The following is a 15,231-nucleotide window of genomic DNA, read 5'->3' as shown; positions in this document are numbered from 1 at the left end:
CTTGCGTTCAGTGCCCTGCGGCTAGCCGTTTCCGCCTCCGAAGAAGCCTCCGCCGCCATTGTTGCCGCCGTTGTTGTTGCCGCCTCCGACGCTCACCGTGGCCAGCGTGATCTGGGTCTGGCCGGGGTCGTTGACCTCGTTGCCGCCGCCCGGGTCCTGCTGGGCCACCACTGCGGTGTCGCTCTGGTCGCTGCCGTTGGCGAACTGGATGTTCGTGAAGCCGGCGGCGTTGAGGATCTGGCGGGCCTGCGCGACCGTGCGGCCCCTGACGTCCGGGACCTCGGTCTTGTCCGCCGGCTTGCCGATCTGGATGTTGACCGACGAGTTCTTGTCGACCTGGGTGCCGGCCTGCGGCGAGGTCGCGATGACCTTGTTGATCTGGTTGGTGTCCTCGGTTTCCACCTGGGTGCAGTTGCCGACGAGGTTGTTCGCCTGCATCTGTGCCTTGGCGTCGTCACAGGACTGGCCCGTGACGTCCGGGACCGTGGACTTCTCCTCGGCCTTGGCGATGGTGAGGGTGATGGTGGAGCCCTTCTCCACCTCCGCGCCCAGTTTCGGGTCCTGACTCAGGACCGTGCCCGGTTCCTCGGCCGACTCCTCCTGCTTGGTCTTGACGACGAACCCGTACTTGTCGCCCTCAAGCGTCTGCGTGGCCTCGTCGACGTCCTGACCGAGGACACTGGGGACGGCCACCTTCGGCGCCCCCGTGGACACCACGATGTCGACGGCGGTGTTCTTGTCGACCTTGGTGCCGGCTGTCGGGTTCTGCTCGCAGATGTTGCCCTTGGCCGCGTCCTCACAGGCCTTCTGCGTGATCTGGCCGACCTTCAGGTCGATGTTGGTCAGCTGTCTGGTCGCGTCTTCCTGAGACTGGTTGACGAGGTTCGGCACCGGCACGGTGTCGTTGCCCGCCCCACCGCCGCTGAAGATCCACTTGCCGATCAGGATCGCGCCGACGAGCACCAGGATGCCGGCCACCACCAGCAGGATCGTCGAGGTGTTCGACTTCTTCTGGCGGCGCCGGTCGGGGCGGTCGTCGTAGCCGTAACCCGCGTCGTCCGGGTTCATCGGCGGCAGCATGGTGGTGGCGCCCGCGTCGGAGCGCAGGGCCGTGGTCGGCTGGTCGTCGGGGTAGCCGCCGTAGCCCACCGAGCCCATCGCCGCGGTGGCTGCGACCGGCTGGCCGTCGAGGCAGGCCTCGATGTCGACGCGCATCTCGTCGGCCGACTGGTAGCGGTAGTTGGGGTCCTTGACCAGGGCCCGCAGCACGATCGCGTCCATCTCGGGCGTGATCTCGGGGTCGAAGACCGACGGCGGCTGGGCCTCCTCGCGCACGTGCTGGTAGGCGACGGCCACCGGGGAGTCGCCCACGAAGGGCGGCCGTACCGTCAGCAGCTCGTACAGGAGACAGCCGGTGGAGTAGAGGTCGGACCGCGCGTCGACCTGCTCGCCCTTGGCCTGCTCCGGGGAGAGGTACTGGGCGGTGCCGATCACGGCGGAGGTCTGGGTCATCGTCATGCCGGAGTCGCCCATGGCGCGGGCGATGCCGAAGTCCATGACCTTGACCTGGCCGTTGCGCGTGAGCATCACGTTGGCCGGCTTGATGTCCCGGTGGACGATCCCGCTGCGGTGCGAGTACTCCAGCGCCTGGAGGATGCCGATGGTCATCTCCAGGGAGCGCTCCGGCAGCAGCTTGCGGCCGGAGTGCAGCAGCTCGCGGAGCGTGGAGCCGTCGACGTACTCCATGACGATGTACGGGATCGAGACCCCGTCGATGTAGTCCTCGCCCGTGTCGTAGACCGCCACGATCGCGGGATGGTTGAGCGAGGCGGCCGACTGGGCCTCCCGGCGGAACCGGGCCTGGAAGGACGGGTCGCGCGCGAGGTCCGCGCGCAGCGTCTTCACCGCCACCGTGCGGCCGAGGCGCGTGTCCATGGCGAGGTAGACCTCCGCCATGCCACCACGGCCGAGCACCTGGCCCAGCTCGTACCGGCCGCCGAGGCGACGCGGCTCTTCCATAGCTTCCTACCAGCCCTCTCCGTCGGTCCCGACCGGCACGTGTGTGCCGTCGGAGGCTGCACTCCGGGCCTACCGTACCCGGCTAGCTTTGTGTGACCTGGCCAAGTGCGTCACCCGATACAGGACCGGTATCGCAACGTGCATCGATGTGGAGGTGACGTGATCGGGGTCACTTCTTGGACTTGATGACCGCCTCCATGACGCTCTTGGCGATGGGCGCCGCGAGACCGCTGCCGGAGATGTTCTCGCGGACCGCGTTGTCGTCCTGGACGACCACGGCGACGGCGACGGGCGCGCTGTCGCCGACCTTGGCGTACGAGATGAACCAGGCGTACGGGTTCTTGCTGTTGTTCTCGCCGTGCTGCGCGGTACCGGTCTTGCCGCCGACGGTGACGCCCTGGATCTGCGCGGTCTTGCCAGTGCCGTCCTTGACGACCGTCTCCATCATCGACTGGAGGATCTGGGCGTTCTCCGGGGACAGCGGCTCGCTCATCTTCTCCGGCTCCGTCTTCTCGAGGGTGTCGAGGTTCGGGGCCTGGAGGGAGTCGACCATGTACGGCTTCATGAGGGTGCCGTTGTTGGCGACGGCCGAGGCGACCATGGCCATCTGGAGCGGGGTCGCGGCCGTGTTGAACTGGCCGATCGAGGACAGCGCGGTCTCCGAGGGGTTCATGTCGTCGGAGAAGACCGAGGCGCTGGAGCGCACGGGGACGAACTGCTGCTCGTCGAAGCCGAACTTCTTGGCCTCTTCCAGCATCTTCTCGTTGCCGAGGTCGGAGCCGATCTTGCCGAAGACGGTGTTGCAGGAGAACTGGAGGGCGACCCGCATGGTGGCGTTCTCGCAGGGGATGTTGCCCTCGTTCTTCAGCTGGGTCGTGGTGCCCGGCATGGTCCACGGCAGCGGCGACTTGGTCTTCTCGTCCGCCTCCGTGTACAGGCCGTTCTCCAGGGCGGCCGCCGCGGTGACGACCTTGAAGGTGGAGCCGGGCGGGTAGACCTCGCGCAGCGCCCGGTTGAGCGACGGGTCGTCGGGGTTGTTCTTCTTGTCGAGCTTCTTCCAGGCCTCGGCGTCGGCGTCGCTGCCGCCGGCGATCGTGGAGGGGTCGTACGACGGGTAGGTGGCGAGCGCCAGGATCTTGCCGGTGGAGGGCTCGATGGCGGCGACGGCACCCTTGCCGCCCTGCTTCTTCAGACCGTCGTAGGCGGCCTTCTGGGCGGCGGCGCTGAGGGTGGTGACGACGTTGCCGCCCTCCTTCGGCTTGCCGGTGAGCATGTCGAGGGTGTTGCGGAAGAACAGCCGGTCGTCGTTGCCGGTGAGGATGCCGTCCTCGATGGACTCCAGCTGGGTGGCGCCGTAGGACTGCGAGACGAAGCCGGTGACCGGCGCCCACATGGCGCCGTCCTTGTAGGTGCGCTTGTACTTGAAGTCGCCGGAGGTGGTCTCGGCGTGCCCGGTGATGGACTTGCCGTCGACGATGATGTCGCCGCGGGGTGTGGCGTACCGCGCGATCAGCACCCGGCGGTTGTCGGGGTCCTCCCGGAGCGCGTCGGCCTTGACGTACTGGAGCCAGTTGTCGCGGATGAGCAGGGCGAGGACCAGGAGGCCGCAGAAGATCGCGATCCGGCGCAGGGGCTTGTTCATGACGGGCGGACCACCTGGGTCATCTCGGCGTCGGGGTTCGGGGCGGGGGCGGGCGCCGGGCGGCGTGCGGTGTCGCTGATTCTGATCAGGATGCCGATCAGGGCCCAGTTGGCGATGACGGAGGAACCGCCGTACGCGAGGAAGGGCATCGTCATACCGGTCAGCGGGATCAGGCCCATGACACCGCCGGCCACCACGAAGACCTGGAGCGCGAAGGCGCCGGACAGGCCGATCGCGAGGAGCTTGCCGAAGGGGTCGCGGGCGGCGAGGGCGGTGCGCACGCCGCGCTCCACGATCAGGCCGTAGATCAGCAGGATCGCCATGAGGCCGGCCAGGCCGAGTTCCTCGCCGAAGGTGGCGAGGATGAAGTCGGAGTTGGCGGCGAAGCGGATCAGCTCGGAGTGGCCCTGCCCCCAGCCGGTGCCGAGGGTGCCGCCGGAGCCGAAGGCCCACAGGGCCTGCATGGCCTGCTCGGAGTGAACCATGCCGTCGCCGTTCGGGGTGCGGCTCAGCGTGTACTCGCGCATCGGGTTGAGCCAGGCCTGGACGCGGGTCTGCACGTGCGGTTCGAAGCTGGCCACGCCGACGGCGCCGGCCGCGGACATCAGCAGACCGAAGACGATCCAGCTGGTCCGCTCGGTGGCGACGTACAGCATGATGATGAACATTCCGAAGAACAGCAGCGAGGTACCGAGGTCGGTCTCGAACACCAGGATGAGGATCGACATCATCCAGACGACGATGATCGGACCGAGGTCGCGGCCGCGCGGCAGGTACAGGCCCATGAAGCGGCGGCTGGCGAGGGCGAGCGCGTCGCGCTTCACCATGAGGTAGCCGGCGAAGAAGATCGCCAGGACGATCTTGGCGAACTCGCCGGGCTGGATGGTGAAGCTGCCGACCTTGATCCAGATCTTGGCGCCGTAGGTGATGTTGGCGCCGAGGCCCGGGACCAGCGGGAGGAGCAGCAGGACCAGCGCGCCGACCATGGAGATGTAGGTGTAGCGCTGCAGGACCCGGTGGTCCTTGAGGAAGACCAGGACGACGGCGAACAGGGCGATGCCCATCGCCGTGTAGATCAGCTGGTTGGTGGCCTTGCCGCCGGCCTGGCCGATCTGCTGGAGCAGCTTGGACTGGTCCAGGCGCCAGATCGCGACGAGCCCGAGGCCGTTGAGCAGGGTGGCCAACGGCAGCATCAGCGGGTCCGCGTAGGGCGCGAACTTGCGGATGACGAGGTGGGCGACGCCGGCCAGCAGGCCGAGGCCCAGTCCGTAGCTCAGCAGTCCCGACGGGACCTGGTCGTCGATGGCCAGGCCCACGTTGGCGTACGCGAAGACCGGGATGAGCACGGCGAACACCAGCAGGGCCAGCTCGGTGTTGCGGCGGCTCGGTGCGCCGATCGCGCCGATCGTGGACGTGTGGTGCGTCGAGGTGTTCGAAGTACTGCTACTCATCGTGTGACAGGGCCTCTCACGGCTTGCCTACTGCGTACCGCAGTTCCCGACGACCTGCTTCTCCTCGTCCGAGAGGGTGGGGCCGGGGGTGGGAGTGGGCGCGGTCGGGGATGCGGAAGCGTTCGGGGACGGGGAGGACGTGCTCGTCGGGGTCGGTGTGGCCTTGGACGCGAGGGAGGACTGTGTGGTTCCCGTGGTGCCGCCGGCCTCGCCCTGACCCGTCTTGGAGTTCTTCCCGCTCTCCGCGGCCTCGGCCGCGGCCTCCTTCTTGCACGCGGAGGCCTGGACGCTGAGTTCGTCGATCTTCTTCTGGGCGGTCTTCAGGTCGCCCTCGGCGATCGTGCCCTCGACCGACTTCTGCTGGTACGGCGGCAGGTACTTGAGTTCGATCTCGGGGTGGTCCTTGGACACCTTCGAGAGCGACACCCAGGCCAGGTCCTGGCTGATGCCGCGGTACAGCGCCACGTGCTCGCCGTTGACGCCGACGTAGTACTGGGTCTGGGTCCAGCGCCAGCCGCCGTACAGGCCGCCGCCGATGACGGCCAGTGCGAGGACCGTGTAGAAGGATCTCTTCAGCCACCTGCCGCCCTTGCGGGGCTTGACGAAGTCGTCGTCGGTGTAGTCGCCGAAGCTGCCCGTCTGGACGTAGCCGGTGGTGTCGCCGGAGCCGGGCGCGCCGTACTCGCCGCCGCCCTGACCCGGCACCTGGCGGCCGAGTCCGGAGGCACGGCCGGCGGGGGTCTGCATGATGCCGTTGTCGTGCAGCTGGTGCTGGTTCTCGGCGACCGCGCCGACCACGACCGGGGTGTCGGAGAGCTGCCCGGCGAGGGTGTCCCCGGTGTCCAGGTCGAGGACGTCGGCGACGATGACCGTGATGTTGTCGGGGCCGCCGCCGCGCAGCGCGAGCTGGATCAGCTCCTGCACTGTCTCCTGGGGCCCCTGGTAGCTGGCGAGGGTGTCCTCGAGGGTCTGGTGGGAGACCACGCCGGACAGGCCGTCGGAGCAGATCAGGTAGCGGTCGCCGGCCCGGACCTCACGGATCGACAGGTCCGGCTCGACGTGTTCGCCGCTGCCCAACGCCCGCATCAGCAGGGAGCGTTGGGGGTGGGTGGTGGCCTCTTCCTCGGTGATGCGGCCCTCGTCGACCAGGCGCTGCACCCAGGTGTGGTCCTGGGTGATCTGGGTGAGGACGCCGTCGCGCAGCAGGTAGGCACGCGAGTCGCCGACGTGCACGAGGCCGAGGCGCTGGCCGGTCCACAGCAGGGCGGTGAGCGTGGTGCCCATGCCCTCCAGCTGGGGGTCCTCCTCGACCATGGAGCGCAGCTGGTCGTTGGCGCGCTGTACGGCGTGGCCGAGCGAGGTGAGGACGTCGGAGCCGGGGACGTCGTCGTCGAGGGCGACGATGGTGGAGATGGCCTCGGAGGAGGCGACCTCGCCGGCGGCGGCGCCGCCCATGCCGTCGGCGATGGCGAGCAGGCGGGGCCCGGCGTATCCGGAGTCCTCGTTGCCCTCCCGGATCATGCCTTTGTGCGATCCGGCGGCGAAGCGCAGTGACAGACTCATGCGCACCTCGCCCGTCGGCTCCGGATACATCCGCACGGTGCCCACCCTCCGGTCGGGAGCGCGCCGGGGCCCGGGGTGGGGGCCCACGCCGCGTGCTCGCTCCGCTCACGCCTATTCATGATGTAGCACTACTTCCGCAGCTCGATGACGGTCTTGCCGATACGGATCGGCGCGCCCAGCGGAATCGGTGTGGGAGTCGTCAGCCGGCTCCGGTCGAGGTAAGTGCCGTTGGTCGAGCCCAGGTCCTCGACGATCCAGTTGCCGTCGCGGTCCGGGTAGATCCTGGCATGCCGGCTGGAGGCGTAGTCGTCGTCCAGCACGATGGTGCTGTCGTGCGCCCGGCCCAGCGTGATGGTCTGGCCCTGGAGCGCGACGGTGGTGCCGGTGAGGGTGCCCTCGGACACGACGAGCTTGGTGGGGGCGTTACGGCGCTGGCGGCCCCCGGCGGCCGGCTGCTGGCGCTGCTGCGGGGGCGCCTGCCGCTGGGCCTGCTGGGCCCGGCCTGCTTCCCGGCGCGAGCCGCGCTGGGTGACGCGCGTACCGAACAGGTCGCTGCGGATGACCTGCACGGCCACGATCACGAACAGCCACAGTACGGCCAGGAAACCCAGCCGCATGACCGTGAGGGTCAGCTCTGACATTGCCCCCGCTTCACCCTTCGGCTTGCCGGTAAATGATGGTGGTGCTGCCCACGACGATCCGCGAGCCGTCGCGGAGCGTAGCGCGGGTGGTGTGCTGCCCGTCCACCACGATGCCGTTGGTGGACCCGAGATCCTGGATCGTCGAGGGCGTTCCGGTCCGGATCTCGCAGTGCCGGCGCGAGACGCCGGGGTCGTCGATCCGCACGTCGGCTTCGGTGCTGCGGCCCAGCACCAGCGTGGCGCGGGAGATCTGGTGGCGGGTGCCGTTGATCTCGATCCAGTGGCGGGTGCGGGAGCCCGGGGCGGGCGCGCCGACCGGGCCGCCGGCGCCGGGGCGCTGTGCCGCCGCGGCGGGCGGGTAGCCGTACCCGCCGCGGCCGCCGGGCGGCGGTGGGGCGGACGGCATGGGCGGGGCACCTGCCGGAGCGGCCGACGGCGGGTAACCGTAACCGCCGGCACCCGGGCCGGGGCGGCCGGCCGGGGCCGCGGCGCCGGGCGCCTGCTGGTCGGTGGATCCGGCGAGCGTACGGCTGCGCACCCGGTACAGACCGGTGTCGAGGTCGTCCGCCTTCTCGAGGTTGACCTTGATCGGGCCCATGAAGGTGTAGCGCTGCTGCTTGGCGTAGTCCTTCACCATGCCGGCGAGCTCGTCACCGAGCTGGCCCGAGTAGGGGCTGAGCCGCTCGAAGTCGGGTGTGCTCAGCTCCACGATGAAGTCATTGGGTACGACCGTGCGGTCGCGGTTCCAGATGGTCGCGTTGTTGTCGCACTCACGCTGGAGCGCGCCCGCGATCTCCACGGGCTGGACCTCGGACTTGAACACCTTGGCGAAGGTGCCGTTGACCAGACCTTCGAGACGCTGCTCGAACTTCTTCAGGACTCCCATGAGGCACCTCCTCCGTCCTTGCCGCCCTGGGTACTGCGCCGGCTGCTGCTTACCTGGTACTGCTTACTGATCGTATCCACGCGCCGGTGAATCGGCTGGTTCCCCCTGTCGGCACGGTCGACAGGTGTCGACGCCTCCGAAGTTCCCTGTGGAGCTCGTCTTCGAACTCTGCTGTCGAACTCCTCTGTCAAGGATCGTAGAGGCGGCCGCAGACCAGTGTCCCGCACCTGACTGTGGACCCCGACCGGCTCCTGGGCGGACGGGGGCTACCGGTACGAGGTTGATACGTGAACCGGCACAGGTTGATACGTGGCCGGCGGCACCCCGGTTCGGCGGGCGCACGCGTACCCGCTGGTGGGCGGCTGCCCACGGATAAGCGATGTGAACCCACCCCCTCCAGCGTGCTAATGTTCTGCGTGTCGGAAGGCGCCGGACCGCAAGGCGAGGGGCCCGAGGACACACCCAATGCGCGGGTGGCGGAATAGGCAGACGCGCTGGATTCAGGTTCCAGTGCCCGCAAGGGCGTGGGGGTTCAACTCCCCCCTCGCGCACAGCGAAGAACCGACGGGACGGGTCTTCACCGGTGACGAAAGTCACAGGTGGGGGCCCGTTCCTCGTTGCGTGGTGGGCTACGGCTCGGACGGTGACGTGGCAGGGCCCCGGCGGTGAGGTATCTCACGGCTGGGGCCCTTCTTGTTGGGCTGCGGCAGCGATTTCTTTCGCTGTTTCACGTGAAACATTCGCTGTACGGCCTTGGTGGGCAAGCGAGTTGATGCTTCACGTCGGCCGGGGCGGAGGAGGAACCGACCGGCGCCGTCGTGGGGTCACTCGCGGATGCCGGCCAGCTCCACCGCCCGGCGGCGCATGGCCAGCCCGGCCGGGGCGACGGAGAACACCACGGCGAGTACCGCACACGCACCCACGGTCGCCCCGAGCTCCGCCCACGGCAGCCGGACCGGGCTCCCCACCGACAGCAGACCGAGCGCGCCCCACATGCCCGCCAGGTTGAGCCCGGCGACCAGGAGGCCGAGCACGCCGCCCACCGCGACGACCATCAGCGACTCAGCGGCGACCAGCCGCAGCACCTGCCACGGGGTGGCCCCGGCCAGTCGGAGGACGGCCAGGTCGCGCACCCGGTCGGAGGTCGCCATGACCATGGTGTTGGCCAGGGAGATCCCGGTGTAGAGCAGGGCGATACCGAGGACCAGCAGGAAGCCGTACCGAGTGGTCCGGTTGGTCTCGGGGTAACTGGCCCGCACCCACTGGTCCTTGGTGAAGACCTGCCCGCCGGTCCTGGCGAGCGCGGTGGCCACGGCGGACGCGTCAGCCCCCTCGGTCAGGGAGACGTCCACCCGGTCGACGCTCGCGCCGGGGGCGTTGGCGGGGGTGACGTAGGCGCCGTTGTTGCCGGTGCCGGTCGTCATCACGGCGGCGATCCGCAGCGACTTCCTGGTGCCGTCCCCGAGCCACACGTCGACCCGCTGGCCGACGGTGTGCTTCTCCCACTCCTCGTTGACGATGATCGAGTCGTCGTCGAGGTCGCTCACCTTCCCGGCCGCCAGCGGCAGACGGACGGTCTTCGCCAGCGGTCCCGCGTCGGCCGCGCGGGCCTCGGACCTGATGAGGGCGACGCCCTCCTCCAGGACGTACACGGCACTCGACGAGGTCACCGAGACCTGGGCGCCCTTCACCGCTTCGAGCTCCTTCACGGTCGCCGCGTCGAACCCGGCGCCCCCGGGCGGAGTGACGACGAACGAGGCGGCCGTCTGCTCGCGCGTCTCGGTGGCCTTCGCCTCGTCGAGCGTGGCCGTGGCGCCCAGCAGCGAGCCCGCGAGGGCGACCGTGACCAGCACGGGCGCCGCGATGGCCGCCGTACGGCGGATGCCCGCGGCCGCGTTCTCCCGCACCAGCATCCCGCCCGCGCCGGGCAGCTGGGCCGGAAGCCAGGCGATCAGCCGGGTGAGCGGACGCACCAGGACCGGCGCGAGCAGCGCGATCGCGGTGATCAGCAGTATCGGACGGCTCACGTAGGTCTTGCGGTGCAGCAGTTCACCGGGGTCGGAGACCAGCGCGAGGCCGAGTGTCACGGCGGCGGTCAGCAGCAGGCCCGCCCCGAACAGCCAGCGGCCCCAGGTCATCGCCTTGGTGTCCACGGACGCGTCCCGCAGCGCCTGGGTGGGGTCGGTGCGCCCGGCCCGCCAGGATGCGGCGATCACTCCGAGCAGCGCGACGAGGAGCCCGGTCCAGAAGGCCAAGTGGTACGGCCAGGTGTAGTCGCCGATGGTGAACCAGCCGGGTGCGAGTCCGCCGTCGACCACCCACGCGGCGAGCTTCGGGGCGCCGTACGCGCCGAGCACACAGCCGGCCGCCGACGCCAGTACGCCCACCACCAGAGCCTCCGCGAACACCATCCGCCGGACCTGGCCGGGCGTGGCCCCCGCGGTGCGCAGCAGGCCGAACTCCCGGCGCCGCTGGGCGACCGCGAAGGCGAACGTGGACGCCACCACGAACACCGACACGAACGCGGTGACCCCGCCCGCGGTGCCGAACATGGCGTTCATCGCGGTCAGGGCCTCGCGGTCGCGGTCCGGGTCGGCGTCGGCGAGACGGCGGTCGGTGCCGGTGAGGACCCGGAGGTTCTGGCCGCCGACAGCCGCGCGCACCTCGGACGCGTCCGCCCGCACCACCAACTGGGTGCTTCTCGGCGCCAGTTCGGCGGCGCGGGCGTCGGTGTAGAAGACGGCGTTCTCGAAGCCGCGCGAGGCGACGGTGCCGACGACCGTGAGGGTCCCGCGGTCGGTCGCGACCCGCTCACCTGGCCGCGCCCAGTCGCCGGTGACGACGACCTCGCCGACGGCGCGGGGACCACGGCCCGCGTCGATCTCGTACGGCGCGAAGGCGGCCGTGGACCAGGGGTGGCCGACCAGGTCGCCGGGGCCCCCGGCGGCCCGCACGGGGAACGAACGGTCCTCGACGACCGTGCCGAGCCGGCGCAGCTTCGCCACGGTCGCCTCCGGCACCTGGCGCGGGTGGGCGAGCTTCTGGGTGCGGGTGCCGATCGGGGTCGGTACGGACAGGGTGTCCTGTCCCTGGACGACGACCGGTGCCGCGGCGAACCGTTCCGGCCGCCGTTCGGGTGCGTCCAGGGAGGAGGCGAGGGCCAGGCCCATCACGGCGAGCAGTGCGACGCCCAGCGAGAGCGCGATGGAGCTGCCGACGAAGGTGACCCAGCGGGTGCGCAGGGTGCACAGGGCGACGCTCAGCACGGCACGGCCTCCAGCTTGGTCATACGGGCCGCGATGTCGTCCGCGCCCGCGCCGGTCAGCTCACCGTTGACGCAGCCGTCGACGAGGAAGACCACGCGGTCGGCGTAGGAGGCTGCCACCGGGTCGTGGGTGACCATGATGATCGTCTGGCCCTCGCGGTCGACCATGGAGCGCAGCAGGGTCAGCACCTCGCGGCTGGCCCGCGAGTCCAGGGCACCGGTCGGCTCGTCGCCGAAGAGGACCTCGGGGCGGGTGATCAGAGCGCGGGCCAGGGCGACGCGCTGCTGCTGGCCGCCGGACATCTCGGTGGGGCGGTGCCGGACGCGGTCACCGAGGCCGACCTGCTGGAGCACCTCACGGACCCGGGCCCTGGCGACCCGCCGGCCGGCCAGCCGGAGCGGCAGGGCGACGTTCTGCTCGGCGGTCAGCGCGGGCAGCAGGTTGAACGCCTGGAACACGAAGCCGATGCGCTCGCGCCGCAGCAGCGTCAGCTTGGTCTCGCTGAGCCCGGTCAGCTCCGTACCGCCCACCGAGACCGAGCCCGAGGTGGGGCGGTCGAGACCGGCGGCGCACTGCAGGAGGGTCGACTTGCCGGAGCCGGAAGGGCCCATGACGGCGGTGAAGGTGCCGCGGGGGAAGGAGAGGGAGACCTGGTCGAGGGCGGTGACGGTGCTGTCGCCCGACCTGTAGCTCCTGCTGACGGAGCGCAACTGGATGGCGTCGTTGTTCATCTGTCCCTACTCGTTCGGTGTCGGTCTTCCCGCGGGTCTGGGCGGGGCGGAGGGTTCGGGGCGTTCGGGGAGGGGGTGCTGGGTCAGGCGTTGCGGGTGGTGGGGTGGCGGGGTCCACGGATCGCAGATGCCGACGTCGCCGTGCGCCGCGCCCTAGCCCTCTGCTCCGCCGGCCAAGCCGTCATCCGGGTGCCGCCTCCCTCGTCTCCTCGGTGACTCCACCAAACCGGCTGAGGGCACCTGGGAGCAGTGCGGCAGGGACGAGACTTGGGGTAGGGCTGGGCATACCCACGGCGCTCGGGTGGGCTCACCGGGCCGTCCGGGGACACCGCTGTGCTTCTGGCGAAGACGTCGTGCGACGCGACCGCGTGGCCGTGGATCAGGCTGTGGACAAGTCGGGCCGGCGGATCGGAGTTGTCCACAGGGTCTGACGCGTTTCGGCTGGTGGTTGTACGGTCGGCACGAGTTGATGATCCTGATGCGCGGGCCGGACAGCGGACCGGCGCGGAGCCAGTTGCGGGGGAGGCGGTCGATGTGACCGAGACCGGTGTGGGGGCCCAGGCCGGGGCGGCGGCGGAGTCCGTCGGGAGTGCGGCACGGCGGCCCGTCGTGCGCGGCTTCGCCCGGTGGCCCGAGGGCTCGCATCAGGACTCGCCCAAGAAGCAGGGCAAGGCGTTGCGCGAGAGCGTTCCGCGCAGCGCCCATGCCGCACTCGACCTCGACATCTCCCGTCCCGGCGCGGTCGACGCCGTCGAGGAGTCGAGCCGCGGCCGCATCCCCGAGCTCACCCCGCTGCGGGTGGGACGGATGGCGGCCACGCCGTTCGCCTTCCTGCGCGGCTCCGCGGGCCTCATGGCGTACGACCTCGCCCGCACCCCGATGACCAGGATCCGCGCCCAGATCTGCGGTGACGCCCACGCGGCCAACTTCGGCCTGTACGGCGACGCCCGCGGCGACCTGGTCATCGACCTGAACGACTTCGACGAGACCGTGCACGGCCCCTGGGAGTGGGACCTCAAGCGGCTCGCCGCCTCCCTGGTCCTCGCCGGCCGGGAGATCGGCGCCGACGAGGACACCTGCCGCGCGGCGGCCCACGGCGCGGTGGGCGCGTACCGGCGCACCATGCGGCTGCTGGCCAAGCTGCCGGTGCTGGACGCGTGGAACGCCATCGCGGACGAGGAACTCGTCTCCCACGCCAACGCCCACGACCTCGTCGGCACGCTGGAGCGGGTCTCGGAGAAGGCGCGGGCCAACACCAGCGGGCGTTTCGCGGCCAAGTCGACGGAGCCGACCGAGGACGGTGGCCGGCGGTTCGTGGACGCCCCGCCGGTGCTGCGCCGGGTGCCGGACGCGGAGGCGGCGGCGGTGGCCGCGTCCCTGGAGCACTACCTGACCACGCTCTCCGAGGACCGCCTGCCGCTGCTGGCCCGGCACGCGGTGCACGACGTGGCGTTCCGCGTCGTCGGCACGGGCAGCGTGGGCACCCGCTCCTATGTCGTCCTGCTGCTGGACCACCGGGGCGAACCACTGGTCCTCCAGGTCAAGGAGGCCAGGCCCTCGGCCCTGCTGCCCCACCTGGTCACCGCCGGCTTCGAGACCCCGGAGGTCGACCACGAGGGCCGCCGGGTGGTGCTGGGCCAGAAGCGGATGCAGGTCGTCAGCGACAACCTGCTGGGCTGGACCACCGTCGAGGGCCGCCCCTTCCAGGTCCGCCAGTTCCGCAACCGCAAGGGCAGCGTCGACCCCGCCGCCCTCTCCGCCGACCAGGTGGACGACTACGGCCGCATGACCGGCGCCCTCCTGGCCCGCGCCCACTCCCACAGCGCCGACCCCCGCCTGATCTCCGGCTACTGCGGCAAGAACGACGAACTCGACGAGGCGATCGCCACATTCGCCGTCACCTACGCCGACCGCACGGAGGCCGACCACGGGGAGCTGGTGGCGGGGATCAGAGCGGGGAGGGTGGCGGCGGAGACGGGGGTGTGAGGAGGACACGGGGGTGTGCGGAGGAGGCGGGGGTGCGCGGGGGAGGCGGGTGTGCTGAGGCGATGCCGTCTTGACGGCCGGTGCCCGCACCCACCCCCGAGGGGCGCGGGGAACCGCGCGACCAGCCGCAACCCCAGCCGTGCCTGCCCGGCCGCCTCACCCGGCAACCCCGGATGGCGTCCGCCCCACACCGACACGGTTACGCTGTCCGGATGACGTCCCCGGAAACCGACGGCCCGGCCGCCGCAGGTACCGCGCGGCTGGAGCGGGCCGTGCGGGCCGCCGAGCAGGCGCTCATCGAGTACGAGATCGCGGTGGAGACCTTCCGCATCGAGGTGGAGAACTTCTCCCGCCTGCACCACCAGAGGCTCGGCCCCATGTACGCCCGCCTCGACGAGCTGGAGGCGCGGATCGCCGAGGCCCGGGCCGCCCGTACCGGTGATCCCGAGGACCTGCGCAAGGCGGAGGAGGCCCGCGCGCGGGTGCTGCCGATGCCCGGTGTGGAGGAGCTGTTCCACGGCTGGATGGACGGGGAGGGACTCTTCCCGGAGGCCGCCGCGATGCTCACAGACCAGCCGGTGCGGCCCCCGCAGCGGGTGCGCCCCAGCGACGAGGCCCGCAAGCTCTACCGCGAGCTCGCCCGCAAGGCCCACCCGGACCTCGCCCAGGACGACACCGAGCGGGCCCGGCGCGAGGAGTTCATCACCCGGGTCAACGCGGCCTACTCCCTGGGCGACGAGCCGCTCCTGCGGGAGCTGGCCGAGGAGTGGGCCGCCGGGCCCAAGCCCCCGGAGCAGGGCCCCACGCCCAGCGAGGAGCTGTACGCCCGCCTGGAATGGCTGTCCCAGCGCAAGGAACTGCTGTCGGTGGTCGCGCGGGAGCTGGAGGAGAGCGCGATCGGCTCGATGCTCCGGATGGCGCCGGACGACCCCGACCAGCTGCTCGAGGAGATCGCCGAGCAGCTCCTGGCCGACGTCTCCGCGCGCGAGGCGGAGCTCGCGGAGCTGCTCGCACAGGAGTGACCGGCGGCGCCCCGAGGGCTTCGG

At 70.8% G+C, this 15,231-nt stretch carries 10 protein-coding genes and 1 tRNA gene; 3 read left to right on the top strand and 8 right to left on the bottom strand.

All coding sequences use genetic code 11. The features are described from left to right. Positions 1-21 precede the first annotated feature (21 nt). From pknB to OHN19_RS21240, 6 genes are all read right to left on the bottom strand, one after another. Complete coding sequence (gene pknB / locus OHN19_RS21265) at positions 22-2,019, bottom strand: Stk1 family PASTA domain-containing Ser/Thr kinase (RefSeq protein ID WP_330265720.1); 1,998 nt, start codon at positions 2,017-2,019, stop codon at positions 22-24. 169 nt (positions 2,020-2,188) lie between these two features. After that, positions 2,189-3,661: a penicillin-binding protein 2 gene (locus OHN19_RS21260; RefSeq protein ID WP_330265719.1), complete on the bottom strand. Its 1,473-nt coding sequence runs from the start codon at positions 3,659-3,661 to the stop codon at positions 2,189-2,191. Further along, on the bottom strand, positions 3,658-5,112 hold the full coding sequence (locus OHN19_RS21255; protein WP_330265718.1) for an FtsW/RodA/SpoVE family cell cycle protein: 1,455 nt from the start codon (positions 5,110-5,112) through the stop codon (positions 3,658-3,660). The genes OHN19_RS21260 and OHN19_RS21255 overlap by 4 nt, the downstream gene beginning before the upstream one ends. Before the next feature lie 27 nt (positions 5,113-5,139). Beyond that, positions 5,140-6,705: a Stp1/IreP family PP2C-type Ser/Thr phosphatase gene (locus OHN19_RS21250; RefSeq protein WP_330269669.1), complete on the bottom strand. Its 1,566-nt coding sequence runs from the start codon at positions 6,703-6,705 to the stop codon at positions 5,140-5,142. A 98-nt stretch (positions 6,706-6,803) separates the two neighbouring features. Continuing rightward, positions 6,804-7,316 carry an FHA domain-containing protein FhaB/FipA gene (locus OHN19_RS21245; RefSeq protein WP_020134183.1) on the bottom strand — a complete coding sequence of 171 codons (513 nt, stop codon included), beginning with the start codon at positions 7,314-7,316 and terminating at the stop codon, positions 6,804-6,806. A 10-nt stretch (positions 7,317-7,326) separates the two neighbouring features. After that, the gene (locus OHN19_RS21240) at positions 7,327-8,202 is read right to left on the bottom strand and encodes a DUF3662 and FHA domain-containing protein (RefSeq protein WP_330265717.1); all 876 of its coding nucleotides are present in this window, start codon (positions 8,200-8,202) and stop codon (positions 7,327-7,329) included. A gap of 467 nt (positions 8,203-8,669) precedes the next feature. Here OHN19_RS21240 and OHN19_RS21235 point away from each other — a divergent pair. Then, a tRNA-Leu gene (locus OHN19_RS21235) sits at positions 8,670-8,753 on the top strand. Between the two features lie 273 nt (positions 8,754-9,026). Here the strand turns inward: OHN19_RS21235 and OHN19_RS21230 are convergent. Further along, on the bottom strand, positions 9,027-11,468 hold the full coding sequence (locus OHN19_RS21230) for an ABC transporter permease (protein ID WP_330265716.1): 2,442 nt from the start codon (positions 11,466-11,468) through the stop codon (positions 9,027-9,029). After that, a complete protein-coding gene (locus OHN19_RS21225) occupies positions 11,462-12,199 on the bottom strand; it encodes an ABC transporter ATP-binding protein (RefSeq protein WP_330265715.1) in 738 nt (245 codons plus the stop codon). Before OHN19_RS21225 ends, OHN19_RS21230 begins: the two co-directional genes overlap by 7 nt. 534 nt (positions 12,200-12,733) lie before the next feature. Between OHN19_RS21225 and OHN19_RS21220 the strand changes: the two genes are divergently transcribed. After that, entirely contained in the window at positions 12,734-14,185 is a 1,452-nt protein-coding gene (locus OHN19_RS21220) for a DUF2252 domain-containing protein (protein WP_419249530.1), read from the top strand. A gap of 212 nt (positions 14,186-14,397) precedes the next feature. Next, the gene (locus OHN19_RS21215; protein ID WP_330265714.1) at positions 14,398-15,207 is read left to right on the top strand and encodes a J domain-containing protein; all 810 of its coding nucleotides are present in this window, start codon (positions 14,398-14,400) and stop codon (positions 15,205-15,207) included. Positions 15,208-15,231: the final 24 nt, after the last annotated feature.

Source organism: Streptomyces griseorubiginosus, from assembly GCF_036345115.1.
GTDB classification, from domain to species: Bacteria; Actinomycetota; Actinomycetes; order Streptomycetales; family Streptomycetaceae; genus Streptomyces; species Streptomyces griseorubiginosus_C.
The sequence above is the reverse complement of the archived record's forward strand: the minus strand, read 5'-3'. Positions and strand labels throughout refer to the sequence as shown.